At 64.3% G+C, this 25,378-nt stretch carries 24 protein-coding genes; 20 read left to right on the top strand and 4 right to left on the bottom strand.

What is annotated here, in order from left to right; all coding sequences use genetic code 11:
* The first annotated feature begins 84 nt into the window (after nucleotides 1–84).
* Nucleotides 85–1,131 carry a phosphoribosylformylglycinamidine cyclo-ligase gene (gene purM, locus IPG14_RS14885; protein ID WP_343392336.1) on the top strand — a complete coding sequence of 349 codons (1,047 nt, stop codon included), beginning with the start codon at nucleotides 85–87 and terminating at the stop codon, nucleotides 1,129–1,131.
* Between the two features lie 50 nt (nucleotides 1,132–1,181).
* On the opposite strand, the gene IPG14_RS14880 is transcribed toward purM, so the two are convergent.
* Nucleotides 1,182–2,003 carry a phosphatase PAP2 family protein gene (locus IPG14_RS14880; protein WP_343392335.1) on the bottom strand — a complete coding sequence of 274 codons (822 nt, stop codon included), beginning with the start codon at nucleotides 2,001–2,003 and terminating at the stop codon, nucleotides 1,182–1,184.
* A 214-nt stretch (nucleotides 2,004–2,217) separates the two neighbouring features.
* Here IPG14_RS14880 and IPG14_RS14875 point away from each other — a divergent pair, with 214 nt between their 5' ends.
* A complete protein-coding gene (locus tag IPG14_RS14875) occupies nucleotides 2,218–2,685 on the top strand; it encodes a SufE family protein (protein ID WP_343387258.1) in 468 nt (155 codons plus the stop codon).
* Nucleotides 2,686–2,946: 261 nt separating this feature from the next.
* On the opposite strand, the gene arr is transcribed toward IPG14_RS14875, so the two are convergent.
* On the bottom strand, nucleotides 2,947–3,393 hold the full coding sequence (gene arr / locus IPG14_RS14870) for an NAD(+)--rifampin ADP-ribosyltransferase (RefSeq protein WP_343392587.1): 447 nt from the start codon (nucleotides 3,391–3,393) through the stop codon (nucleotides 2,947–2,949).
* Between the two features lie 258 nt (nucleotides 3,394–3,651).
* Here arr and IPG14_RS14865 point away from each other — a divergent pair, with 258 nt between their 5' ends.
* From IPG14_RS14865 to IPG14_RS14780, 18 genes are all read left to right on the top strand, one after another.
* Complete coding sequence (locus IPG14_RS14865; RefSeq protein ID WP_343387259.1) at nucleotides 3,652–5,289, top strand: CTP synthase; 1,638 nt, start codon at nucleotides 3,652–3,654, stop codon at nucleotides 5,287–5,289.
* Between the two features lie 110 nt (nucleotides 5,290–5,399).
* A complete protein-coding gene (locus IPG14_RS14860; RefSeq protein WP_343386319.1) occupies nucleotides 5,400–5,873 on the top strand; it encodes a hypothetical protein in 474 nt (157 codons plus the stop codon).
* Nucleotides 5,874–5,887: 14 nt separating this feature from the next.
* Nucleotides 5,888–6,544, top strand: a complete 657-nt coding sequence (locus tag IPG14_RS14855) for a cytidylate kinase-like family protein (RefSeq protein WP_343386318.1) — start codon at nucleotides 5,888–5,890, stop codon at nucleotides 6,542–6,544.
* Between the two features lie 37 nt (nucleotides 6,545–6,581).
* Entirely contained in the window at nucleotides 6,582–7,049 is a 468-nt protein-coding gene (locus IPG14_RS14850; protein ID WP_343386317.1) for a DUF2269 family protein, read from the top strand.
* Between the two features lie 319 nt (nucleotides 7,050–7,368).
* The gene (locus tag IPG14_RS14845) at nucleotides 7,369–8,388 is read left to right on the top strand and encodes a hypothetical protein (RefSeq protein ID WP_343386316.1); all 1,020 of its coding nucleotides are present in this window, start codon (nucleotides 7,369–7,371) and stop codon (nucleotides 8,386–8,388) included.
* The gene (locus IPG14_RS14840; protein ID WP_343386315.1) at nucleotides 8,366–8,719 is read left to right on the top strand and encodes a hypothetical protein; all 354 of its coding nucleotides are present in this window, start codon (nucleotides 8,366–8,368) and stop codon (nucleotides 8,717–8,719) included. Before IPG14_RS14845 ends, IPG14_RS14840 begins: the two co-directional genes overlap by 23 nt.
* 648 nt (nucleotides 8,720–9,367) lie before the next feature.
* Nucleotides 9,368–9,730, top strand: coding sequence for an NADH-quinone oxidoreductase subunit A (locus IPG14_RS14835; protein ID WP_343386314.1), 363 nt, complete (start codon nucleotides 9,368–9,370; stop codon nucleotides 9,728–9,730).
* Nucleotides 9,727–10,287, top strand: coding sequence for an NADH-quinone oxidoreductase subunit B family protein (locus tag IPG14_RS14830; protein WP_343386313.1), 561 nt, complete (start codon nucleotides 9,727–9,729; stop codon nucleotides 10,285–10,287). The genes IPG14_RS14835 and IPG14_RS14830 overlap by 4 nt, the downstream gene beginning before the upstream one ends.
* On the top strand, nucleotides 10,284–10,799 hold the full coding sequence (locus IPG14_RS14825) for an NADH-quinone oxidoreductase subunit C (protein WP_343386312.1): 516 nt from the start codon (nucleotides 10,284–10,286) through the stop codon (nucleotides 10,797–10,799). Before IPG14_RS14830 ends, IPG14_RS14825 begins: the two co-directional genes overlap by 4 nt.
* Nucleotides 10,799–11,944, top strand: a complete 1,146-nt coding sequence (locus tag IPG14_RS14820) for an NADH-quinone oxidoreductase subunit D (protein ID WP_343386311.1) — start codon at nucleotides 10,799–10,801, stop codon at nucleotides 11,942–11,944. Before IPG14_RS14825 ends, IPG14_RS14820 begins: the two co-directional genes overlap by 1 nt.
* A complete protein-coding gene (gene nuoH, locus IPG14_RS14815) occupies nucleotides 11,944–13,098 on the top strand; it encodes an NADH-quinone oxidoreductase subunit NuoH (RefSeq protein ID WP_343392334.1) in 1,155 nt (384 codons plus the stop codon). The genes IPG14_RS14820 and nuoH overlap by 1 nt, the downstream gene beginning before the upstream one ends.
* On the top strand, nucleotides 13,095–14,705 hold the full coding sequence (locus tag IPG14_RS14810; protein WP_343392333.1) for an NADH-quinone oxidoreductase subunit I: 1,611 nt from the start codon (nucleotides 13,095–13,097) through the stop codon (nucleotides 14,703–14,705). Before nuoH ends, IPG14_RS14810 begins: the two co-directional genes overlap by 4 nt.
* The gene (locus IPG14_RS14805; protein WP_343386308.1) at nucleotides 14,705–15,208 is read left to right on the top strand and encodes an NADH-quinone oxidoreductase subunit J; all 504 of its coding nucleotides are present in this window, start codon (nucleotides 14,705–14,707) and stop codon (nucleotides 15,206–15,208) included. Before IPG14_RS14810 ends, IPG14_RS14805 begins: the two co-directional genes overlap by 1 nt.
* A 2-nt stretch (nucleotides 15,209–15,210) precedes the next feature.
* Nucleotides 15,211–15,519 (top strand): NADH-quinone oxidoreductase subunit NuoK, encoded by a 309-nt coding sequence (gene nuoK, locus IPG14_RS14800; RefSeq protein WP_343386307.1) that lies wholly within the window; start codon nucleotides 15,211–15,213, stop codon nucleotides 15,517–15,519.
* Nucleotides 15,520–15,537: 18 nt separating this feature from the next.
* The gene (gene nuoL, locus IPG14_RS14795) at nucleotides 15,538–17,439 is read left to right on the top strand and encodes an NADH-quinone oxidoreductase subunit L (protein WP_343392332.1); all 1,902 of its coding nucleotides are present in this window, start codon (nucleotides 15,538–15,540) and stop codon (nucleotides 17,437–17,439) included.
* A gap of 3 nt (nucleotides 17,440–17,442) precedes the next feature.
* Nucleotides 17,443–18,948: an NADH-quinone oxidoreductase subunit M gene (locus tag IPG14_RS14790; RefSeq protein ID WP_343387267.1), complete on the top strand. Its 1,506-nt coding sequence runs from the start codon at nucleotides 17,443–17,445 to the stop codon at nucleotides 18,946–18,948.
* Nucleotides 18,948–20,438, top strand: coding sequence for an NADH-quinone oxidoreductase subunit N (locus IPG14_RS14785; protein ID WP_343386304.1), 1,491 nt, complete (start codon nucleotides 18,948–18,950; stop codon nucleotides 20,436–20,438). Before IPG14_RS14790 ends, IPG14_RS14785 begins: the two co-directional genes overlap by 1 nt.
* Before the next feature lie 84 nt (nucleotides 20,439–20,522).
* A complete protein-coding gene (locus tag IPG14_RS14780) occupies nucleotides 20,523–21,452 on the top strand; it encodes a glycine/sarcosine/betaine reductase selenoprotein B family protein (RefSeq protein WP_343392331.1) in 930 nt (309 codons plus the stop codon).
* Between the two features lie 7 nt (nucleotides 21,453–21,459).
* Here the strand turns inward: IPG14_RS14780 and IPG14_RS14775 are convergent, their stop codons facing one another.
* Nucleotides 21,460–22,296 (bottom strand): MBL fold metallo-hydrolase, encoded by an 837-nt coding sequence (locus IPG14_RS14775; protein ID WP_343387269.1) that lies wholly within the window; start codon nucleotides 22,294–22,296, stop codon nucleotides 21,460–21,462.
* Between the two features lie 51 nt (nucleotides 22,297–22,347).
* Complete coding sequence (gene purF, locus IPG14_RS14770; RefSeq protein ID WP_343392586.1) at nucleotides 22,348–23,811, bottom strand: amidophosphoribosyltransferase; 1,464 nt, start codon at nucleotides 23,809–23,811, stop codon at nucleotides 22,348–22,350.
* Nucleotides 23,812–25,378: the final 1,567 nt, after the last annotated feature.

Genomic DNA, 25,378 nt, shown 5'->3' with positions numbered 1-25,378 from the left:
AACGTGAGCGCGGGCGGAGAGCCGTGTCCTTCGGAAACGCCCGCTCCCTTCGCCCTTCATCCTTCTCCCTCGTACACTCACAGCGTGACCCAACCCCGCCAGTACGCCGCCGCCGGAGTCGACCTCGCGACCCGTAGTAAGTTCGCGAAGACGCTACCGGGTATCCTCGCCCAGGCCCGCCGTCCCGAAGTCCTCAGCGACGCCGGTCCCTTCTCCGGGCTGTTCCGCCTCGGTGAGAAGTACCGCGACCCGGTGCTCTCGGCCAGTGCCGACGGTATCGGCACCAAGGTGAAGCTCCAGCTCGCCGCAAACCGCCTCGATCTTTGCGGGTTCGATATCATCGGCCACAGCGTCAACGACATCATGGCCTGTGGCGCCGAGCCGCTCTTCTTCCTCGACTACATCGCAGGGAACGGGCTCACGAACGAACAGAAGCACAGCCTCGTCGAAGGCGTTGCCCGCGCCTGCGCCGAAGCGAACTGCGCGCTCCTCGGCGGTGAAACCGCCGACATGCCCGATGTGTACCCGCCTGGCGAATTCGACCTTGCAGGCTTCATCGTCGGGGTCGTCGAGCGCGACCGGATTATCGATGGTTCGAAAGTCGCCGTGGGCGATGTCCTTCTCGGTATCCCCAGCTCCGGGCTCCACACGAACGGCTTCTCGCTCGCCCGCCCCGCGCTCAACATCTGCAACGGCGAGGCGGTCGAAGAGACCCGCGAACGCATCGCAGAACGTCCCGCTCTCCTCGCCGGGCGGAGCATCGAAGAAGCCCTCCTCGAAACGCACCGTCCCTACTACAAGCTGGTCGGCCCCGTCCTCGGCAAGGTCCACGGCATGGCTCACATCACCGGCGGCGGCTACACGGAGAACGTCCCGCGCATCCTCCCCGAAGGTGTCACCGCCGCATTCGACACGGCTGCCTGGCCCGTACTCCCGGTCTTCCAGCTCATTCAGCAGCGCGGCGAAATCTCCAGCGAGGAGATGTACGAGGTCTTCAACATGGGTATCGGACTCGTCCTCATGGTTTCGCCCGAAGACGCCGAGGAAGTCCGAGCCGCCATTCCCGAAGCGCTCACCATCGGCGCTATCCGCGAATGGTCCGGCCGCCCCGTCGAACTCAAAGGCATCTGAACCGCGGGCCACGCCGCGCTGATTCGGTTCTCCACCGACTGATCCCGGCGCTAAGCAGCTGCTCGCACCTCGTCCGGTGTCCCAAACATGCGCGGCTCGCGCAGCGCGTCCCCCCGGCGTTCGATCTTTCGCGCCAGCCGCCAGCTCACGAGGATGACCAGCCCGCCGAGGGCCATGTCGATGAACAGGTGGTTCGCGCTTGCGACAATCGCCCAGGTCATCACGACCGTCAGCCCGAGGGCGAGCGTTCGCAAAGTCAGGTTGCGCGTGTTCGCCCAGATGGCCGCCGACGCCATTGCGATCCAGCCGAAGTGGAAGCTTGGAATGGCGGCGTACTCGTTCAGAATGAGAGAGGGCTGCGCATAGCTCACCGATGTATCGCCCCCGAACACGGTGTCAACGAAACCCAGGTCGTATCCATTCGCCGCCAGCAGCCGCGGCGGCGCGGCAGGTACCGCCCAGTAAAACACCAGGCCGAAAAGCATCGAGATGAACATCACGTTCCGCATGAACCGGAATGCCTGCCGGTCCCGTGTCCAGAGCCATCCCCCCACAACCGCGAGCACGGGGAAGTGCAGGTAGGCGTAAACGAAGTTCGCGAACTCCTTCACCGCGTGCGACCTGATCGACCATTCCTGGATGGCCGGCTCCCAGAAAACCCCGAGCCCCCGTTCGCTCGCCACCAGTACCCGGGTGACCTGGACCGAGAAGTCCAGGCGGTCCGGTGCGGCGCCGCGCAACAAGAAGTACAGGCCGAAGACGCTGAGGACGACACCGAAGTCCCGCGAAAATGCCCACGCCCAGGCCACGCCGCCGCGCGGCAGGCCTCCACCGGGGGAAAACAGCGCGGGCTGGGATCGCCGCACGGACATCGTGGTCCTCCCTCACCTGTAATCGGCGCGTATCACCGAATCCTCATCCTGCCGGGGAAGAATCCGCCAGGATTCCGTCATTCGGTTGATCCGCCCATCCCACCTTCGCCCCGAAAGGAAGAGGCTTCCCTGACCGCCGTGCCCAGGATCGAGGGTCGGTCGCCGCTACCGAACCCGATCGACAAGCCCGTCCGAGGGTCTCCACAATGGAACGATGACCGCCATGCCGCCTGACCTCGAACGCCTCCTCGAAGACTTCAAGCTCGCCGAACGATCCGAGCGTATCGACATGCTGATCGAGTACGCCGATCGCTTCGAAGAGGTCCCCGGTCACATCGCCTCCCGCCCGTTCCCCGAGGACCACCACGTCCAGAAGTGCGAATCCGAAGCCTACGTCTGGGCCGAGGACCAGCCCGATGGCACCCTCAAGTACTACTTCGCCGTCGAGAATCCCCAGGGGATCTCCGCCAAGGCATGGTCCGTCATCATGGACGAGACGCTCTCCGGCCAGCCCCTCGAGGTCGTCGCCGCCACGCCTTCCGATATCGTGTTCACGGTCTTTGGCAAGGAGGTTTCCATGGGCAAGGGGATGGGCCTCATGGGCATCACCGATTTGACGACCGCCTTCGCGCGGCAACGCCTCCGGGCACGCGGGGTGCCCATCCCCACCGAAGAGCGCTAGGACGCCGACGCACAGGCGAACCTTCCTCGCTTCGCTCCGCGATTTTCCCCCTGTGGGCTGCAGCGATAGCGACTCTCCAACGGCGCCTTCGGCAACGCAGCCTCCTGTGCCTTCCGTAGCAAAGAGTCCGACTGCCTCGCCTTCGCTCGCACCGAACCCTTCGCCACCGCGCCACCCTGTGAGGCGAGGCAGTCATACTTCGCGCGGATGACGCCGCCGGAAACCGAGGGCGGAGAATTCAGCTGGCCGCGCTGGCCACGGTCAGTCCTCGATCGTTGCGAGCCCCTGGCGCTGCATCTCTGCCAGGCTGTCCAGCATGCCCCGGAGCACCTCCGGCGGATGACCTTCCCATGCCTCCACCTCAGCAACGATCCTGAGCGCGTCCCGGGTTCGGTACGACCTGGTCGGGTTACCCCGGAAGCGCTTGTTCGTCAGATTCGGATCGTCCTCGAACGGACCGGTCGGCTCGACGACGTAGATTCGGCCCTCTCCGCTTCCCCGCGCGAGTTCCGCGCCCCAGACCGCGGCGTCCAGCGTGGCAGAGAAGTAGATGTTGTTCGAGATACGTTCATCCTCGAAGTTCGAGCCGTAGCCGGGCAGCAGCAGGTCGCCAACCTTCAGGGCGGCCTTCGTCCCGTGGTAAAACGGCCCTTCGACGTGGTCGTAGTGTTCGTAAGTCACCGGAATGTGGTTGTCGTCGTGGTCCACGGGGAACTCCTGCTTCACGCTGCGGAGACTCTAACCGGCCGTTCCCGCCGGGTTGAGGATGCAGCCGGTCGCATCCTTCCTTTTACCGTACTGGTGTTTCCTGAGACCGAGCGATCACCTCGGCGTCGAATTGCTCTTCCCTTTCGCCTTTTCCCGTTCCACTCGCCGGGCAGCCGCCCTTCGTAACACAAATGTTCGTTGACCCACTCACCCCTCTGCTCGTAGCATCAATCAAGCAACGACGGAACGCGGGAGGCCATGCCAAAGTTCATCTTCGTAACCGGTGGCGTGGTCAGCTCGGTTGGCAAGGGAATCACCACCGCCAGCCTCGGAAGAATCCTCAAATCGCGCGGCATCTCCGTCTCCATTCAGAAACTCGATCCCTACCTCAACGTCGACCCGGGCACGATGTCGCCCTACCAGCACGGCGAGGTCTTCGTTACGGTTGATGGCGCTGAGACCGACCTCGACCTTGGCCACTACGAGCGCTTCATCGACCAGGACCTGACCCAGGCCTCATCGATTACCTCCGGCCAGGTCTACCGCAACGTCCTCGAACGCGAACGCAAAGGCGACTACCTCGGCGGTACCATCCAGCAGGTCCCCCACCTCACTAACGAGATCAAGTCACGCATCTACAACGTCGCCGAAGTCACGCAGTGCGAGGTTCTCATCTGCGAGGTCGGCGGTACCGTCGGCGACATCGAAGGCGAGACCTTCATCGAGGCCATCCGCCAGATCCGCCACGAGCAGCCGCGCGATACCGTCCTCAGTGTCCATGTCTGCTTCCTGCCGATGATCGGCGCGACCGGCGAACTGAAGACCAAGCCCACTCAGCATTCCGTCCGCGAACTCCGCTCAAAGGGCATCCAGCCCGACGTGATCCTCCTCCGGAGCGACCACACCGTCTCGCGTGATATCTCTGAGAAGGTCGCCCTCTTCTGCGATGTCGACCCGCGCGCCGTCATCCCGATGGAGACCGTTGCATCCATCTACGAAGTCCCTCTCCTCCTCGAAGAACGCGGCCTTGGCGACTACGTCATCGAGCGCCTGGGCCTCCACGGTGGGCGCGACCTCGCCGAATGGCGCGAGATGGTGCAGAAGTTGAAGCACCCCGCGGGCGCTGTCGAGATCGCCGTCGTCGGCAAGTACGTCGAACTCCACGATGCCTACATGTCGGTGAAGGAATCGCTTGCCCATGCCGGCATCGCCAACTCCGTCGATGTCGACATCCGCTGGATCCACGCCGAAACCCTCGAAGCCCGTCCAGCCGCTGATGTCCTCACCGGCGTCCAGGGAGTCATCGTCCCGGGCGGCTTCGGCGAGCGCGGCTGGGAAGGCAAGGTGGCGGCCGCCAGGTGGGCGCGCGAGAACCGTGTCCCCTACCTCGGCCTCTGCCTTGGCATGCAGGTGATGGTCACTGAGTTCGCCCGCAACGTTTGCGGCATGAAGGGCGCCAACACCACCGAGATCGACCCCGAGTCGCCCTACCCGGTAATCAGCCTCCTCGATGAACAGCAGGGCATCACCAACAAGGGCGGCACCATGCGCCTCGGCGCATATCCCTGCAAGCTCATCCCCGGCTCGCTCGCCGCTCGTGCCTATGCGACCGACGTCATCAGCGAACGCCACCGCCATCGCTGGGAGTTCAACAACGCCTACCGCGAGGTGCTGGCAGCCGCCGGGTTGAACGCCAGTGGCACCTCCCCCGATGGCTCACTCGTCGAGATATCCGAAGTCGCCGGGCACCCGTTCATGCTTGGCACCCAGTTCCACCCCGAACTCCAGAGCCGCCCGAACCGGCCGCACCCGTTGTTCCGCGATTTCGTAGCCGCCGCCTGTTTGCAGGGCGAAAGCGCCGCCCCGCGTGATGAACCGGCCGTTGCGACCGCATAAACGGCCCTCTCGGGCCTTCTTCCGCTAGCCCCTCCGCCGAACACTCCGTTGCACACCGCACGCCGCGTGGTACCGTTGCCGCGCCATCTCCAGGTGTCCGGAGGCTCGCAATGCGATACGCCGTTTCGTCCTCCTCACTCCCCTCCGTCCGCACCATCTCCCGCAGGGCCGAACTCACGCCCGCGGGCATCGCCGAGGCGGCCACCCGCCTGCGGTCGTGGGCGCTCTGTTCGGGCGAGCAGATGGCGGGCCCAGCCTTTCTGCGCATTGCCGGAGACCTCCACTGCGAAGTCCACCTCCCGGTCGCCGGGCGTGCCCGCCCTCGCGGCGAAACCGGCATTTCGGCCGAGCTTTCGGAGGGTGGCCAGGCCCTCGCCCTTGGCGACGTCCCGTTCGCCTCTGTCCGGGAAGTCATCCGCGAACTTGGCGGCGAGATTGCCCTCGATTACGGGATGGCCGGCGCCGTTGAGTTCCATCCCGATTCGCCCGAGTTCCGCCGGGGCACCTTGCTCTGGCCGGTGCACCGGATGCCGCGTAAGCTCTCCCACTCCGAGGGCCCGCAGCTCGCGGAAGCTGGTGGCTAGCCGGGAGGTCGTTCATGGAAACACGCGTCATTGCCATTTCTCGCCAGGTAGGCACCCTCGGAGAGGACGTTGCGCGCCTCGTCTCCGAAGAACTCAACTTCCGGTTGCTTGATTACCGCGTCGTCCAGGCGGCCGCCGAAGAGGCGGGCGTCTCCACCGAGACCATCGCCGAGTCGGAGCACAAGCCTTCGTTTTTCACTCGCATCCTCGAATCGCTCGCCCGCAACCCTGCGGGCCCCGCCAGCGGCCAGTGGATGGAGCCGATCGACATGTCCGGGACGCCCCTCCTCACCTCCTCGGACTACCGCGAACTCGTCCGCCAGGTCGTTGAGGACTTCGCCCGACAGGGCGAGGTCGTCTTCCTCGGCCACGGCGCCCAGTTCATCCTGCGCGACCAGCCGAACGTCGTCCGCGTGCTGGTCACCGGCACGAAGAAGGCGCGCGCCCGGCGCGTCATGGCCGGTATGGCCTGCAACGAAGAGAAGGCCACCGAAGTCATCACGCGTACCGATGGCGAACGCTCCCGCTACTTCAAGGACTACTTCGGCGCCGATTGGCTTTCGCCTTCGGTGTACGACCTCTGCCTCAACACCGACCACCTGAACCCAACCCAGGCTACCCGCATCATCCTCGCCGCCGTCCACGCCCGCGAGGGGACCGCGGCCACCTAGCTTCTCCCTTCTCGCTTCTCCCTCCACACTCTCCACCATGGACTGGTGGCGAATCGTTCACGTGCTCGCGATGATCTGGCTGGGCGCCGGGTTGGGCGCGACATACCCCCTCATCCTCAAGGCCTGGGCCTCGAAGGACCTGAAGTACCAGATGTACTGCCTCACCGAGGCGGCCAACAACGAGACTCGCGTCCTCCTTCCCGGCGCGATGGGGACCGGGATAACCGGCTTCTTCTGGGCCACTTCCCAGGACCTCAACTTCGTGACCACGGGCTGGCTGGCGGCGCTCTCCGCCGTCTACATCGTCGTCTACTTCGTTTGCCTGCCGCTCATGGGTTTTGGCCTCCGGCGCGCCCGCCTGGCCTCCCTCATCGCCGCCAAGAAGGGCGAAGAGACCGAAGAACTCCGCACCATCCTCGACGACCGCGTCCCGCTTGTTTTCGGCACAGTCCTCGTCCTCAGTGTCCCGGTCATCAGCTGGCTCGCCATCTTCCAGCCGTTCTGAGGGGTGCGGCAGCAGGAGGAGTGCTGACGCAGGGTGACCGTGGCTGGCCGACGGTGCGAAGATTTTTTCGTTACTTCAAGTAACCACAAGTAACCTTCGCAGATTCGGATGATCAGGTTAGTTCCGGGCTTCTTGCAGCCCCGTAAGTAACCCGTATGCGGGTGCCCCACCACGCGGACCGCGGTCGGAGCGAGCGAAGCAATGAGGAAGGCCATCACCCGGCGAGCGTGGCGGATCGGCGCGGCTAGGTGGAATGGGATGGTGGCGCCCGGGAGGGCGAGTGGATGAGTCCGCCGGTGGTTGCACTAGAATGTGCCGATTGGCGTACTTCGCAGATGTGTTCACGCCCGCGACCTGGTCGGCCTTCATGGCGGACGGCGGCCGATTGACTGCGTTCAGCCGCGGCTCGATGAGTCGGGGCGCCGGGAAGGTTCGGAGCGGCGACCGGTTTGTTTGCTACTTGAAGGGGAAGTTCTCGTTCGTTGGCGCTCTTGAAGCGCGGTCGGAGGCCTATGTTTCGGACGACCCCATCTGGGGCACGGGTGACTTCCCGGTACGCGTGCGAGTTGAGCCCCTAGCACTGTTCATGCCGGAGGTAGCTCTTCCCATAGCCGCCCTCGACGGCAAGCTGTCGTTCTTCGCGTCAGGAACGCCGCAGTCGATGGTTCCCGCGTACTTCCAGGGCTCGCCGCGCGCGTTGACCGAGCCTGATGGGCAGGCAGTCTGGCGTGCCATTCTCGCCCACGAAGACGGTGTGAGGTCAATGCAGCGACCAGCAGCGATTCAAGAAGCGACCGACGCCATCGAGGTTGCCGTCGTGGGGCCCCGCCACGCGGAGACCCAAGCGCTGCTCGCCGAGATGGGACTTGCCACCGGTTGTTCCGTTTGGTTGCCACGCCCAGATCGACAGGCGGTGGGTCGTGTGAATGCGGATCTCCCCGCGAAGCTCCTCGCCGAGTTGCCCTTCCTGTTTCCCGGGAAGGCTCAGCAAGTCGTTCAGAACATCGACGCGATCTGGCTGCAGGGCTCTACGGTCGTAGCAGCCTTCGAGGTGGAGAACACCACTTCGATCTACTCGGGGCTGCTACGCATGTCGGACCTCGTCTCACTCATGCCCAACATCAGCTTTCCAATGTTTATTGTGGCGCCAGAGGCTCGGCGGACTGCTGTTCGCGATGAGGTCACGCGCCCAACGTTCGCAGCACTCGAGCCACCCCTGCAACGAAAGTGTGGATACATCGCTTCAGAGGAACTCCAACGGAAGCGCGCGACGTTAGGTGACGACATGCTTCGACACACTCGGCCCGGATTCATCAATGACCTCGCCGAGCACTTCTGAGACCTCACGCCAGACTCGCGCCTCCAACCGAACGGCGATCGAAGATGCCCACCCCGTCGTCCTCGTTATCCGCGACCCAGACGCGAGCGACCAGATCGACCTTTTCGGGCTTCCGGTTCACGTTCGAGTGTTCTATCTGGACCTCGGGTCGTCGTTCGACGTTCGCTACCCCAGGAACGGAGATCAGCCGGAAGTCTCGGGGTGGGCGGAGGGGCATCTGCGCGAAGCAGCGGGATTGCCGCCCGGTCATCGGGCGCGCGAGATCATCGAGAGCACGGTTCGCGCCGTTGCTGAGAGGTTCGGGTTGGACGCGAATGGCGGCGTTCCGTGAGGGCCTCCCGCGTTGGCCCTCAACCCCCGGCCCCTTCTCCCAAGCTTGGGAGAAGGAGAGTCGCGGTGCACGTACGTAGGAGGTCGTTTGTGGACTTCGAACTCCCGCCAACTTCGGCCGAACGAGCCCGCGCCCTGCTAAGGTCTCGGTCGACATGTCAGTTCTGCGGCCGTTCGGTCGGACGCAATCGGATCCGCGTCTTTGTCGTTCGACCCCATGCCACCAGAACCGAGTTCAACGAACCCTGGATGGTTGTGTGCGTTCGCTGCCACGCCCGAGTCTCGGAATCTGGGCCCCCAAACTAAACCGCAACGTCGAACGCGACACCAAGTCATTGTCCGCACTTACGGCTGTTGGGTGGCAAACCCTCGTCCTCTGGGAGTGCGAATGCCGTTCGCCAGATTCGATCCGCGCCCAGCTCGAGGCATTTCTCATCTCCGGGGGCTGAGGCCGCCCCCTTCACCCGCCCTTGCCCCACCCTTTCCCCAGAGTTATCGTTTGTGTCGTTCGTCACAACTGCAGGGGAAGCCCCTCCGGGCTCCCTCTCACCATCCGGGGAGTGCGCCCGTACATGACTGGCAGAGCCCGCTCGCTACTTCGCGAACCGTGGCTCTGCTTTTTCTTGGCTGGCGATAGAAGGTCCGCCCAATGAGCTTCTACGACCTCTGGTCCGCCGTCATGATCTCGGCCATCGCCGGGTTCGTCCTCGTCTTTTCCGCCCTCATCGGCAGCCGCCTCCTCGCACCCTTCGCGCGGGAACGCGGCAAGGGCATCTCCTACGAGTGCGGCATGCTCCCCATCGGCCGCAACTGGGCACAGGTCCACGTCCGCTATTACCTGATTGCCATCCTCTTCCTCATCTTCGATGTCGAGACCGTCTTCATCTTCCCCTGGGCAATCACCTTCCTCAGCCTGCCCATGTTCGTTTTCTACGAAATGCTCGTCTTCATCGCCGTCCTCGCCCTTGGCCTGGCCTACGCCTGGAAGCGCGGCGTGCTGGAGTGGAAATGACCGAGACCACGATCAAGCCCTATGTCCCGGACTTTGGCGCCGAAGCCGAACGCCTCAAGCCGGTCGAGCTCCCGGATACGCACGCCGCCTACCGCATCGTGCTCCCGGGCGTGCTCCAGATAGGCGCCGATACCGTCATCGCGATGAGCCGCAAGAGCTCGCTCTGGCCGATGACCTTCGGCCTGGCCTGCTGCGCCATCGAAATGATCGGCACCTTCATGTCGAACCACGACCTGGACCGCTTCGGCATCGTGCCCTGGCCATCTCCCCGCCAGAGCGACGTCATGATCGTCTCCGGTACCGTGACCAAGAAAATGGCCCCGGCCATCAAGCTCCTCTACGAGCAGATGCCGAACCCCAAGTACGTCATCTCCATGGGCGCGTGTGCCACCAACGGCGGCCCCTACACCGAATACGACCGGGTCCTCCAGGGCGTCGACAAGATCATCCCGGTGGACGTCTATGTCCCCGGCTGTCCGCCGCGCCCGGAGTCTCTTCTCGATGGGCTTCTCCGTCTCCAGGAGAAGATCATGGAAGAAAAGCGGATGGTCGGATGAGCAACGAAACCGCCACCGCCTATCCGGGAGTCGCCGCCCTCGTGCACAAGCACCTGGGGAAGGTCCCGTTCACGGCCAGCAAGCACTCCACCGATGTGGTCCTCCACGTCGCCCCGGATCACTTCCTCGAACTCGTCCGCGGACTGAAGGAGCGCCGGGAACTGGCCTTCGATTTCCTCCGTAACGTCACCGCCATCGACATGACGGAAGAAGGCCTCCGCGCCGTCTACCACTTCTACTCGTTCAAACACCACCATTCGCTCCAGGTCGATGTGAACACGCCTCCCGGCAACCCCCACATCCCCTCGCTCACCGCGCTCTATTCGGCTGCTAACTGGCACGAGCGCGAAGCCGCTGAGATGGTCGGCCTCGTCTTCGATGGCCACCCCAACCCCAAGAACCTGCTGCTCGATGAGGATGTGCGCATCCACCCGCTGCTGAAGGCGCATCCGCTCCAAAAGGGCGAGTTCTTCCAGGGCATCGAAGATACTTCCGCGGGGTTCAAGTTCTAATGACGGTTTGGCCTGAAGAACGCACCGCGACCATCGACTCCTTCAACACCGTTGATATGACGATCAACGTAGGTCCGCAACACCCCGCGACCCACGGCGTGTTCCGCATGGTCCTCACCGTCGATGGCGAGGTCGTCGTCGATTGCGAACCGTATATCGGCTACCTCCACCGCGGCCTCGAGAAGCTCACGGAGAACCACGACTACCGCCAGTCGATGGGCTGGTGGGACCGCACCGACTACCTGGCCGGCATCTGCTGCGAGCAGGCCTACTGCATGGCCGTCGAAAAGCTCGGAAACATCGAAGTCCCCGAGCGGGCCGAGTACATCCGCGTGATGATGGCCGAACTCTCGCGCATCCTCTCGCACTTCATGTTCTTCGGGGCGTTCGGCGCCGATGTCGGCTCGTTCGGCACCTCATTCATCTACGCCTGGCGCGAACGCGAACGCATTTACGACTTCTTCGAGGAAGTCTCGGGCGACCGCATGTTCCCCACCTACCTCCGCCCCGGCGGCGTCCAGATGGACCTCCCGGATGGCTGGGAGAAGCGGGTCAACGAGATCCTCGGACACATCGAACAGGGCCTCGAAGACTTCGACGGACTCCTCACCGGCAACGAGATCTTCGTCGAGCGCTGCCGCGGCCTCTCGCCGGTTTCGAAAGAACAGGCCATCGATTGGGGGCTCAGCGGCCCGATGATCCGCGCCACTGGCCTTGCCCACGACATTCGCCGAGCCGAGCCTTACTCCGTCTACGACCGCCTCCAGTTCAACATCCCCACGGGGAAGAACGGCGACGTCTTCGACCGGTACATGGTCCGCATGGCCGAGGCCTACCAGAGCACGAAGATCGTCCGCCAGTGCATGGAGCAGATGCCGAATAGCGGCCTCGTCCTCAACCCGGACCTCCCCAAGACGCTGCGCATCGACGAGGGCGAATGCTACGTCCGTACCGAAGGCACCAAGGGTGAGTACGGCGTCTATGGTCTCGCCAGGGGCGGCAACAAGCCCTACCGAATGAAGCTTCGGTCGCCATCCTTCTGCAACCTCTCGGCACTGAAGCAGATGGTCGTCGGCCACTACGTCGCCGATGCCGTCATCATTCTCGGTTCGCTCGATATCGTCCTGGGCGAGGTGGACAAATGATGCTCTTCGCCGACCCGCTGTTCGGCTTGCCCTCGTGGACCGACGCCATCATCCGGGTGGTCCTCGTCGTGCTCGCGATGACGATCGTGGTCATGTACCTCACCTACGGCGAGCGCAAGGTCGTTGCGCGCTTCCAGCAGCGCCTCGGCCCGACAGAGACCGGCCCCGGCGGCCTCATCCAGGCCTTCGCCGACGCCTTCAAGCTCGTCCTCAAGGAAGACATCCGGCCAACCAACGCGGACCGCTGGGTGTTCGAACTCGCCCCCTACGCGACGTTCGTCCCCGTGTTCATGGTCCTCCTCGCGCTGCCCTTCGCCCACGACTGGGGCGTGCGCGACCTCGGCCTCGGCCTCTTCTACGTGTTCGCCATCCTCGGCCTGAACATCGTCGGCATCATGATGGCCGGCCTCGGCTCCGGGAATAAGTACGCACTGCTCGGGGGCATCCGTGCCGCCGCCCAGATGATCAGCTACGAGATCCCGCTCGTCATCAGCCTCCTCTGCGTCGCCATGATTACGAGCGCGGACACGGGCAACGAGATCGGCACGCTCAACCTGAACGTCATCGCCGCACTCCAGGAAGACCGGCCCTACGTCCTCCTCCAGCCGCTGGCTTTCCTCATCTTCTTCACGGCCATGCTCTCGGAGCTGCACCGCGCGCCGTTCGACATCCCCGTCGCCGAGTCCGAGATCGTCGGCGGCTATTTCGTCGAGTACTCCGGCATCCGCTGGTCCATGTTCCAGCTTTCCGAATACGCCTCGATGTGGGGCTTCAGCGTCTTCGGGTCAGTCGTCTTCCTTGGCGGCTGGGCCTTCCCCTTCGGCGCCGATGCCCACTGGTCCGTCCAGCTCGCGACCACGATGGTGAAGAGCCTCTCGTTCATCGTCCTCATCTTCTGGGTGCGCACCACGGTGCCCCGCCTCCGCATCGACCAGCTCATGAGCTTCTGCTGGAAGGTCCTCCTCCCGATGTCGATCGTCCAGATGCTCATGAACGGCGTCATCCTCGCCTATGACTGGCCCCAGGAGCTGCTCACGCTCACGAGTGGCGCCGGCGCCGCCCTCCTCGTCGCGATCATCATCAAGCGAGCCGTCCGGCGCCCCAGCAAGGACCTCGTCGGCACCTACAAAACGCTCGGAGCGCCAGCGCAATGAAAGGCATCCTGAAAGGCCTCGGCGTCACCTTCTCCACGTTCACCCGTAAGCCGGTGACGGTGGAGTACCCGGAAGTGAAACACCCGCTGCCGGCCCGCCAGCGCAGCTTCCCCGTCCTCACCTGGGACTTCGACCACGACGAGCCGTTCTGCACCGGCTGCAACGTCTGCGTCCGCAACTGCCCCGTCGATTGCATGTCCGCGGTGATGGTCGACAACCCGAACTACGCCGCCGGCACCAGCAACCGCCGCAAGATCGTCGAAAAGTTCTGGATCGATTACGCGCGCTGCATGCGCTGCAACATCTGCGTTGAGGTCTGCCCGTTCGAGGCCATCGTGATGGACAACACCTGGTCCGGCCACGAACACGCCGTCTATGACCGGCGCGACCTCCATATGGACATCGATGAGCTGACAAGCGCTGCCCGCTCGGGCCGTCTGCGTGAGCTCTTCCGCCCGCAGGACCGGATCGAACTCATCGAACGCCAGGTGAAGGGCGAGGACGCCCCGGAGCCGACCTTCGTGGGTGGGCACCCGGAAGACCGCCAGCGCCAGATCGACCGCATCTCCCAGGGTCTCCCCGCCGCCATCCAGGAACGCGAGCCGGAGAAGCCAAAGGCTGGCGCCGCTCGTCCCGGAGCTGCCGCCGGCGCCGGTGCCGAAGAGGTCGAAATCCTCTCGGAATCCAAGATCCGTGCCAAGCGCATGCGTGCCGAACGCGAAGCGAAGGAATACGCCGACCGGGGCGAAGCCGTTCCCCAGGAAATCCAGGAACGCGTCACCCTCTACACGAACATGAAGCCCGGCCAGGCTGCCACAGGCGCCGGCGGGTTCGCGGCAGGCGGCGGCACCGGAGAGGTCCTCACTGGTCTGCTCCCGGACGGTTCGATGCGCTTCCCGCCGGGCGTAGGCGATGGCCCCAAGGGCGACCCGAACAGCGCCGAGAAGGTGAAGGCCCGCCGCATGCGCGCCGAGCGCCAGTTCAAGGAGCTCACCGCGGCCGGTGAGCCGATCCCGGAAGAGATGGCGAAGACGCTTTACGACCTCGGCAGCGACCTCGCGCCCGGTGGTCCCATCTGGGTGGCCCTTGCGGGCGCTGCGGGTGGTGGTGGCGGTGGCGGCGCGCCGCTCACGGGCCTCATGCCGGATGGTTCGATGCGCTTCCCGCCCGGCGTGGGCGATGGTCCCAAGGGCGACCCGAACAGCGCCGAAAAGGTGAAAGCCCGCCGCATGCGCGCCGAACGCAAGTTCAACGAACTCACGGCCGCCGGCGAAGCTATCCCCGAGGATGTGGCCGCTACCCTGTACGAATTGGGCAGCGACCTCGCGCCCGGCGGCTCCATCTGGGCCTCGCTTGCCGGTTCCGCTGGTGGCGCCGCCGCCCCGGTTGCCGGCGGTATCGCCGCCGATGCAGATGGCTGGGTGCCCCCGCCCGGGTACGGGACAGGCCCCAAGGGCGACCCGAACTCCTACGAGAAGGTCCGCGCTCGCCGCATGCGCGCCGAAAAGAAGGCTGCCGAAGCCGCCGCGAAAGGCGAGGCCATCCCGGACGATATCCTCGCGACCATCAAGGAATTGAATGGCAAGCTGCCCGAGGGAGTGTCCTAGTGGCGACTGAAGTCCTCTGGTGGATCTTCGCCGCGGCGATCGTCGTGCTTTCTGCTGGCGTGGTGTTCTCGCGTTCCATCATCCACTCGGCCATCTTCCTCATCGGGAGCCTCGCGGGAGTCGGTGCGATGTATATCTTCCTGCAGATGGAGTTCCTCGCCCTGGTGCAGTTCCTCATCTACGGAGGCGCCGTTACCGTCCTCATCCTGCTCGCGCTGATGCTCACGAGACCGGATGCCCCCGGCCACCGACAGAGCCTGAACGGCACCCAGCAGCCGTTCGCACTGCTCGTTGGCGCCGGTCTCATGGTCATCCTGTTCGCCGTCATCACCGGGACCACCTGGCCCGGGTCGGACATTGAGTCGCTCACCGAAGTCCCGCTCACGCTGGTCTCCCAGCGGCTCTTCGAAGACTTCGGTGCACCGTTCGTGATCGCTTCGGCGCTCTTGCTGGTAGCCCTCGTCGGGGCCATCATCCTGGCGCGGCAAGAGGAGGGCGAGTAGCCATGGTCCCCCTCGAAAACTACCTCGTCCTCAGTGCAATCATCTTCAGTCTCGGAGTTTACGGCGTGCTCGCTCGTCGCAACGCCGTCCTGGTTCTCATGTCGATCGAGCTCATGTTGAACGCGGTAAGCCTCAACTTCATCGCGTTTGCCGCATACCTCGATCCTGGAAAGATCACCGGCGCAATCTTCGCCGTGTTCGTCATCACTGTCGCCGCGGCGGAAGTCGGTTTGGCTCTTGCCATCGTCATCCGCCTGTTCCGCAATCGCGCCACGTCCAACGTGGACGAAGCGGCCATCATGAAGTGGTAGAAGGGGCCGGAACGAAGAATGGGTGCTGAACAGGCCTGGCTGCTCGCCGCTATCCCGGCGGGTGTCTTCTTTGTGCTCGCAATCTTCGGGCGCGCGCTCCCCCGCGGCGGCGACTACCTCGGCGTAGCCGCCATCGGCACGTCTTTCCTCCTCTCTTTCTTCGTACTCGGCGATCTCCTCAGCACCGAAGACAAGCTCGGCCCCATCACGGCGAGCATCGAGTGGTCCACCATCGGGAAGTTCGAACTCCGCCAGGGAATCTGGATCGATCCCATTACCGTGACGATGTTCGGCGTCATCACCACGGTCGCCCTGATGGTGAATGTCTTCTCCATCGGCTACATGAAGGGCGAGCCGCGCTACTACTGGTTCTTCGCCGTCCTCCAGCTCTTCGTCGCTTCCATGCTGATGCTGGTGATGGCCGACAACCTCCTCCTCGTCTACATCTCATGGGAACTTGTCGGCGTCTGTTCCTTCCTCCTCATCGGGTTCTACTGGGAGAAGCGCTCCGCCACCGAAGCCGCGAAAAAGGCATTCATCACGACTCGTGTCGGCGATGTTGGTCTCCTCATCGGCATCATCCTGCTCTGGAAGGCGACCGGCACGTTCGATATTCACGGCATCATCCACGCCGCCGAAGCGGGCCAAATCGGCCAAACGTACCTGTTCGTCTCGATCATGTTCGTCTTCCTCGGGTGCATGGGTAAGAGCGCCCAGGTCCCGTTCCACGTCTGGCTCCCGGACGCCATGGAAGGCCCGACTCCCGTCTCCGCACTCATCCACGCGGCCACCATGGTCGTCGCCGGCGTCTACCTCACCGCCCGCCTCCTGCCGATCTTCGAGGTGGCAGACGGGGCGCTCCTGGTTGTGACGATCGTCGGACTTACAACCGCGCTCCTCACCGGGTTCATCGCTCTCGCACAGACCGACATCAAGAAGGTCTTGGCCTACTCGACGGTCGGCCAGCTGGGGTTCATGTTCGTCGCTCTTGGCACCGGGCATCCGGCCATCGGCATGTTCCACCTGGCCACCCACGCCTTCTTCAAGGCGCTTCTCTTCCTCGGCAGCGGTTCCGTAATTCACGCCACCCACCACAACCAGGAGATGGAGAAGCTCGGCGGGCTCTGGAAGAAAATGCCGATAACGGGCACGACATTCTTCATCGGCTCACTCGCCCTCGCCGGCGTCCCGCCTCTCGCCGGGTTCTGGTCGAAGGACGAGATCTTTGTCGCCTTGAACGACAAGTGGGGCCTCTGGGCGGTCCTCATCCTCGCCCTGGCCGCGACGATGACGGCGTTCTATACCACCCGCCTGTTCATCCGCACCTTCATGGGCAAGCCGATGGACAAACACGTCCATGACCACACCCACGAATCCGGCTACGTAATGACCGGGCCGCTGATGTTCCTTGCCTTCCTGGCCGTTACGGCAGGTTTCGTAGTGTTCCACAGCGTTGGCAAGGGCCTCGGGCTCCCCGGGGGCATCACCGAGTTCATCTTCGCCGAACACCATGGCCCCCACGAATACGAGATCGATTGGGGCTTCGCGGCCGCCTCGGTGGTCATGGCCACGATCGGCATCTTCGCGGCAGGTTGGATGTACTGGGGCAACAGCATCGAACGCTCGACTGCCCTCGCAGAGCGGAACCCCGGCATCTACCAGATGTTCAAGCGCAAGTTCTACTTCGATGAGCTGTACCAGGCCGTGATCGACCGCGGTGTGCTCGGGTTCAGCTACGTCGTTTCCTGGTTCGACCGCTACGTCGTGAACGACACCGGCGTCGATGGTTCGGCACAGGTCACCGGTTTCTCCGGTGGTGTTCTCAAATATTTGCAGACCGGCCGCGTGCCCAATTACGCCATGGCTATCGCTCTTGGCGTGGTTGGTCTCACCGTGGCCGGCCTGGTGGTGAGGGGCTAACGCGTGAGTCTTGAAGAGGCCCAGGGATACGTCGTCCTCGCCACGCTGGCGGTGCCGCTGCTCGCGGCGTTCGCGCTCGTGCTCACGCCCGGCCGCGAGAAGATGCTCGTCCGTTACATCTCGGCCGTTACCGGCGCCATCGTCTGCGGCCTGAGCATTTACATCTTCGCCGCCTACCAGGTCGGCGGAGATCAGGTGCAGATGACACTCCGCTGGGCGTGGGTGGAGAACACCGCCTTCCTCGGCGAAAACGGCATTACCCTCTACCTCGCCGTCGATGGCATCTCCGCGACCATGGCACTGCTCACCGGCGTCGTTGCTTTCGCCGGCGCGCTGGCCGCGTGGAAGCTCGACTTCCGCAACAAGGACTTCTACATCCTCTACTGGACGCTCCTCGCAGGCGTCTTCGGGACGTTCTTCTCCTACGACCTCTTCTTCTTCTTCTTCTTCTACGAACTCGCCGTCATGCCGCTCTACCTCCTCATCGGTGTCTGGGGTTCCACGCGCAAGGAGTACGGCGCCGCCAAGCTGACGCTGATGCTGGTCGGCGGCTCGGTGCTCATCTGGATCGGCATCTTCGCCGTCTTCCACGAAGCCAACCTGGGGACCTTTGACATGGAGAAGCTCTGGGCGGCCGGTAGCGACGGCACGCTCAGCCCGACATTCCAGAAGACTTTCTTCCCATTCATGGTCATCGGGTGTGGCGTCCTCGCCGCCCTCTGGCCGTTCCATACCTGGTCGCCGGATGGTCACATGTCGGCGCCGACCGCCGTCTCCATGGTCCATGCCGGCGTCCTGATGAAGCTCGGCGCCTTCGGGATCATCCGCCTCGGTATCCAGCTCATGCCCGAGGGCGCGGAGTTCTGGATGCCCGGGCTCATGGTCCTCGGCGTCATCGGGGCCGTTTATGGCGCCACCGCCGCCCTGACTCAGCGCGACTTCAAGCTGATCTCCGGCTATAGCTCCGTCAGCCACATGGGCTATGTCCTCATGGGCCTCGCCACCATGAACGAGATCGGGATCACCGGCGCGGTCCTCCAGATGTTCTCCCACGGCGTCATGACGGCCCTCGTCTTCCTCATGATTGGCGCCCTCTACGACCAGGCCCACACGCGCGACCTCAAGGATTTCGGTGGCATCGCCAAGGTCATGCCGCTCTGGGTCATCTTCTACGCCATCGCCGGACTCGCGAACGTTGGGCTCCCGGGTTTCTCCGGATTCACCGCGGAATTCCACATCTTCGTCGGCACTTTCCAGACGTATCCCGTCTTCGGGGCCCTGGCCATTTTCGCGGCCGCCCTCGCCGCCGCCTACATGCTCCGCATGTTCGGCACCGTTTTCTTCGGGCCATTCAACCCGCGTTGGTCTGATCTGAAAGACCTCACGCCGTTGGAGCGCTTATCCGGCGGCATGCTCATCGCCTCCATTGTCGTCATGGGCGTCTGGTGGGCTCCCTTCACCGACCGTGTCGGCGCTACCGTGATGCTCCTCCCAGGGGTGGCCAGCTAATGCGCGACTACACCATTTTCATCCCGGAATACATCGCCGCCGGAGCCGCCATCGGCATCATCGGCGTCGAACTCTTCTGGCCCAACTTCCGGAAGGATGCACTCGCCTACCTCACAGCCCTTGCGGCGGTTGTCTGGTTCGTCGCCGGGCTCTTCTTCATCGGCAAGGACGCGCAGAGCTTCCAGGGACTCATTGCCAGCGACGACTTCACGACCTACTTCCGCCTGCTCGCCGCGGGTATCGTGTTCGTTGTCTCCATCATCTCAGCGAACTACATGAGCGAGCGGACAAAGACCGCTGCCGAGTTCTACGGGCTGATGCTGATCGGCGGTTGCGCCATGGTCTATATGGCCGCCGCCACAGAATTGATCACCGCCTATATCTCGCTCGAACTCCTGAGCTTCTCGCTCTACATCCTCGTCGGCTACCTCAAGCGCGATAACCTGAGCAGCGAAGCAAGCCTGAAGTACATCCTCCTGGGCGCCTTTTCCAGCGCGATGTTCCTCTACGGCATGAGTCTCGTGTACGGCGTCACCGGCACGACCACCTACGAAGGCATCGGCGCCGCCCTCGCCGATCGCAGCGCCGACACCGACACCGCCGTCATCACGGGCTTCATGCTGATCATCGCCGGGGTCGGATTCAAGGTCTCTGCGGCGCCATTCCACATGTGGGCGCCCGATGCCTACGAAGGCGCGCCCCTTCCGATCACCGCGTTCCTTTCCACGCTCTCGAAAGCAGCCGGCTTTGCGATGATCCTTCGGCTCTTCGGCACCGCCATCGTGGTCGATGCCGTCGAGTGGCGCTGGGCCATCATGGTCCTCGCTGCAGCGACGATGACCCTCGGCAACCTCGTTGCCATCCAGCAAAAGAACCTGAAGCGCCTTGTCGCCTACAGCTCGATTGGCCAGGTGGGCTACATGCTCATCAGCATTGCTGCCATCGGCTACGGAGACGGCGCCGGCGGAGTCAATGCCACCTCCGGGCTGCTCATCCACATCATCGGCTATGTCTGTTCGACCCTTCTCCTGTTCGTCGCGCTCACGGCGTTCTACAACCGCACGCGCAAGGACAACATCGAGGACTTGAAGGGCCTCGCGGAGACTCAGCCGTTCCTGGCCCTGGTGATCACCTGTGCGCTCTTCTCCTTCGCCGGCCTGCCGTTCTTCGCCGGGTTCGCCACCAAGCTCTTCATGTTCCAGGGCGCTACCACCGACGAAACCCTCTGGGTCGTTGGTCTCGCCGTCGTCAACAGCTTCATCAGCCTCTACTACTACCTCATGGTCATTCGCCAGATGTACCTCTTCGACCCGGTCGGCGACCAGAAGCGTTGGAAAGTGGACCCGGTCCTCGGCGGACTCGGCATCGCCCTTGTCCTCGGCGTGCTCTTCATCGGCATGTACCCCGGCCCGGCCTTCTCCTTCAGCGAGGATGCGGCCAACGCGCTCTTCGAATCGGCCCCGGCCAGCGGCGTCGCGCGCGTCCCCTGAGGCTGGCCATGACCGGCCCAGGGTCTGCAACTTCCCCGCGGCTCTCCTGCGTCCGCTACAATCGCGCCTACCGGAGGCGCATCCATGACGACGACCGAAGCCCCGACGGAGTTCATCGAGGCGATCCTCGATCTGCCCGTCCGTTACATCGACCGCTCGCGCAACTACTACCTGAAGCTGGGGTATGACAACCCCTACCGCTGGGCGCACAACACAGAAGTGCCATTCACACCGATGACGAGGCCGGTCCGCGAAGCCCGTATCGCGATTGTCACCACCGCCGCGCCCTACAACCCGGCCGCCGGCGACCAGGGGCCATGGGCGTCCTACAACGCGAATGCGAAGTTCACACGCGTCTACTCCACGCCGATCGATCCGGCGCCGGATCTCCGGATTTCGCATGTTGGATACGACCGCAAGCACACGTCTGCCGAGGACGTGAACGCCTATCTCCCGCTGCAGCGGGCGAAGGAAGCCGCCGCCGCAGGTCGCGTCGGCCACCTGAACGAGCGCCTCTACGCCGTACCGACCCTCCGCAGCCAGCGCCTCACCACGGAGCGCGACGCCCCCGAGATCCTCCAGCTCTGCCGCGAGGACCGTATCGACGGGGCAATCCTCGTCGCTACCTGACCGGTCTGCCACCAGACCGTGAGTCTGACCGCCCGGCACCTCGAAGCCAACGGAATACCAACAGTGATGCTCGGCTGTGCCCGGGACATCGTTGAATCCGCCGGTGTGCCACGCTTCGTCTTCAGCGACTTCCCGCTCGGCAACTCCGCCGGCAAACCGTTCGACCTCGTTTCGCAGCAGGGGATCCTTGCGCTCGCACTCGACCTCCTCGACTCGGCGCGTGCCCCCCGGACAACTGTCCAGACCCCTTACCGCTGGTCCGAAGACGCCGCCTGGAAGCGCGACTTTTACAAGCTCGACATGACCCCCGAACAACTCGCGAAGGCGCGCGAGGAGATGGACGGGCAGAAGGCCGTCCTTGCTGCGAAGCTCGCCGGGGACTGAGCGGAGCCTAACCCGCGCCCAGCCACCGCCATCGGCGCTTCCCCTCGACACGCACGAGCGTGCCGACGTGTGGCGCGGGGAAGTGCCCTCCCGCCACAAGAAGGCCTTCTGCTTCGACCCGCTCCGCCAATCCGAGCCGGGTCTCCCTCGCCATCGCCGGGTCCGAATCGTAAGGCGGCTGGAGGGTGGGGTCCTCGAACTCCGCCGGGTGGTGGGCGGCGTCTCCCACGATCACGCATCCGCTCCCGTCCGCGGTTACAAGGATCGATGCATGCCCCGGAGTGTGCCCTGGCGTCGCGATCATTTGCACCCCGGGGGCCGGCTCGAAGCCGTCCTCGACCGACCGGAGTTGCCCGCGTTCCTCGATGGAGCGGACACAGCGCGCGATGTCGCGGCTCTGCGTCGCCGACCAGAAAGCCCATTCACTCTTCGAGACGATGTACTCGGCGTTCGGGAACGTCGGGACGAGTTCGCCATTTCGGTCGGTGACGTTCCAGCCGATGTGGTCGGCGTGGAGATGGGTAAAGACGACGGCGTCGACCGTCGCCGGGTCAATCCCGGTCCGGGCCAGTCCCTGCGGTAGGAGGCCGACGGTCCCGCCGTAGCCCGCGCGTCCCAGGGAGCCGATCGTCGGGCCGATACCCGTATCAACGAGGATGGTCTTGCCGACGCTGCCGATCACGAATGTGAGCATCGGGAGCAAGAGCGTCTCACCGTCGTCGCAACCGCCGAGCCGCCTGAAGTCGGCCGGGTCGGCGCCCGGCAGCATCCCGGTCAGGGCACAGCTGAGTACACCGTCAGAGACCGCATCGACCGTGATCGAGCCGAACGTCAGACGTTGCAAGAGATACCCCTCGGTGGGAAGTGGAACTCGAGGCGAAGGGCGAGGGGCGAACTACGGCCCGCCCGCCCGGTTCAGGCTCTCCGCGGCAACGAGCACGGGCTCGCGCATCCTGGCCGCCTCAAGCTTGTCCATTTGCATCTGGACGTTGAGCGGGTAAACACCGGTGAAGCAGGCGTTGCAGAGGTCGTTCGGCGGCTGCCCCGTCGAGCGGTTGAGGCCGTCGATACTGAGGTAACCGAGTGAATCCGCGCCGATGTGCTGGCGAATCTCCTCGATGCTCTGGTTCGCCGCGATCAACTCGGCCTTCGTCGCCATATCCACGCCCAGGAAACAGGGTGAGATGATCGGCGGCGTGGTGATCCGCATATGGACTTCTTTCGCTCCCGCACGGCGGATCAGGTTGATGACCCGGGGCGTCGTCGTCCCGCGCACGATGCTGTCGTCGACAACGATGACGCGCTTGCCGCTGAGCACGTCGGACAGCGCGTTGAACTTCAGGCTTACGCCGGCCTCGCGGATGCGCTGGTCCGGCTGGATGAAGGTCCGGCCGACGTAACGGTTCTTCACGAGCCCTTCGCGGTAGGGGATGCCTGAACCCCGCGCATAGCCGATCGCGGCCGGGATGGCGGAATCCGGCACGCCGATCACGAGGTCCGCATCGACGTGGTGTTCGGTCGCCAGGCGGGCGCCCATTTCCTCGCGCGCCGGGTAAACAAGTTGCCCGCCAATCCGGCTATCGGGGCGGGCAAAGTAGGTGTATTCGAAGGTGCAAAGCGCCCGCTTCCGGGCCGGCGCCACCGGGAAGAACCCGGAGAAGCCGTGTGCATCGATCTGCACGACTTCACCCGGCTGGACCTCCCGCTCCATCGGCACGCCGAGGTGTTCGAGCGCGCAGGATTCGGAGGCGGCGACCCAGCCGTTCCCCATCGTACCGAGGCAGAGCGGGCGAACGCCCATTGGGTCGCGAACGGCGAAAAGCCGGTCGCGAAGCATGATGACAAGGCTGTAGGCGCCTTCGAGCCGGCGCATCACGTAATGGAAGCGCTCCTCCCACGTCCCTCCCGGCGCGATTGCCAGCAGGTGGGCGATGACTTCGGAATCAGCGGTCGATTCGAACTGGATGCCCTGGGCTTCCAGGTCCTCGCGCAGCGTCTCTGAGTTGGTCAGGTTCCCGTTGTGGGCCAGGGCGATCGGTTCGCCGGTGTGTTTATCGTTTACGACGATCGGCTGGGCGTTGCAGGCGAGCGAACCCCCAGCAGTGCTGTAACGGTTGTGGCCAACGGCGATGTGGCCGCGGAGGTAGGCGAGGTCTTCCTCGTCGAATACCTGGGAGACCAGGCCCATTCCGGTGCGTACGCTGAAGTCTTTGCCGTTGCTCGTCGCGATGCCAGCGCTCTCCTGGCCGCGATGTTGAAGGGCATACAGTCCGTAAAAGGTGAGGCGGGCGACATCCTCGCCCGGGGCATAAACCCCAAACACGCCACAGGCTTCTTTTGGCTCGTCGCTTTCAGGAATCACCAGGCGGGGTCGCCCTCCTGCTAAGAGGCGTTAACGGCTTGTTCAGTATAGGAGTCTATTCCCGCCCCGCGCCAACCCGAAGATGGGATCGAGCTGCCCGGGGCCCCCAGAGGCGAGTGCGGGAGCACTCGCCCGCGTCGCCATCACCACGGTTCACGGCGGCAGCCCGGCATCGCCCGGACACTCCGCCCATCACTGCGAACATCCCGTCGTGGTTCGAATACGAGCGAGCGCTTCCGCACTCGCCTCCCTCACCACGACTCACGGCAGCAGCCCGGCATCGCCCGGACACTCCGCCCATCGCTGCGAACATCCAGTCGTGGTTCGAACACGAGCGAGCGCTTCCGCACTCGCCTCCCACATCCAGTCGTGGTTCGAACACGAGCGAGCGCTTCCGCACTCGCCTCCCTCACCGCAACTCACGGCGGCAGCCCGGCATCGCCCCACCATTTCGTGTTCCCTCGAACATCCCGTCGCCGTTCGAACACGAGCGAGCGCTTCCGCACTCGCCTCTGACATACTTCTGTCGTGGCGAGCCACCACATCGGGTTATTTGTGACCTTGTCCGCCTACGGAAACCGGCTCCACGGCGACGAACGCGGGACAGTCGACCGTTCCCATAACGTCCCCGGCGAGCCACTACTCGCTCGAAACGACGCTCGGGCCGGATTCGAGGCCACGCGAATGTCGTTCCCGCCAGTTCGGTTCCACGCGCCAATCCGGGCGGCAGTGGAGGCAGCCATACAGGAGGCGTGCGCATTCCGTGGGTGGAAGCTCTCGGCTTGCCATTGTCGAACCACACACCTCCACGCTGTTGTTGGCACCGATGCCGACCGTCACGAAGTCATGATGCGGCTGAAGGATCGCTCCACACGGAGTCTTCGACAGACGGGTTTCATCGGCCCGAACCAACCGCTCTGGGCCCGCGGCGGGAGCGGCCGCTATCTTTGGACGGAAGCAGACGTTGCGGCGGCTTGCGGGTACACGATCGAAGGTCAGGGCGACGCCATACCCGGCACCACCGTATGGGATGCGATTCACGACCAGGACCCCTAATCAGAGGCGAGTGCGGGAGCACTCGCCCGCGTCGCCATCACCCCAACTCACGACAACAGCCCGGCATCGCCCGGGCACTTCGTGTTCGCTCGAACATTCCGTCGCCGTTCGAACACGAGCGAGCGCTTCCGCACTCGCCTCCCTCACCAAAACTCACGGCACCAGCCCGGCATCGCCCGGACACTTCGTGTTCGCTCGAACATCCGGTCGTGGTTCGAACACGAGCGAGCGCTTCCGCACTCGCCTCCCTCACCACGACTCACGACAGCAGCCCGGCATCGCCCGGACACTCCGCCCTTCGCTGCGAACATCCCGTCGTGGTTCGAATACGAGCGAGCGCTTCCGCACTCGCCTCCCTCACCACGACTCACGGCGGCAGCCCGGCCTCGCCCGGACACTCCGCCCATCGCTGCGAACATCCCGTCGTGGTTCGAACACGAGCGAGCGCTTCCGCACTCGCCTCCCTCACCGCAACTCACGGCGGCAGCCCGGCATCGCCCGGACACTC

Origin of the sequence: Candidatus Amarobacter glycogenicus (genome assembly GCF_016704105.1) — a bacterium.
In the GTDB taxonomy this organism is placed as follows: domain Bacteria; phylum Chloroflexota; class Dehalococcoidia; order Tepidiformales; family Tepidiformaceae; genus Amarobacter; species Amarobacter glycogenicus.
The sequence above is the reverse complement of the archived record's forward strand: the minus strand, read 5'-3'. Positions and strand labels throughout refer to the sequence as shown.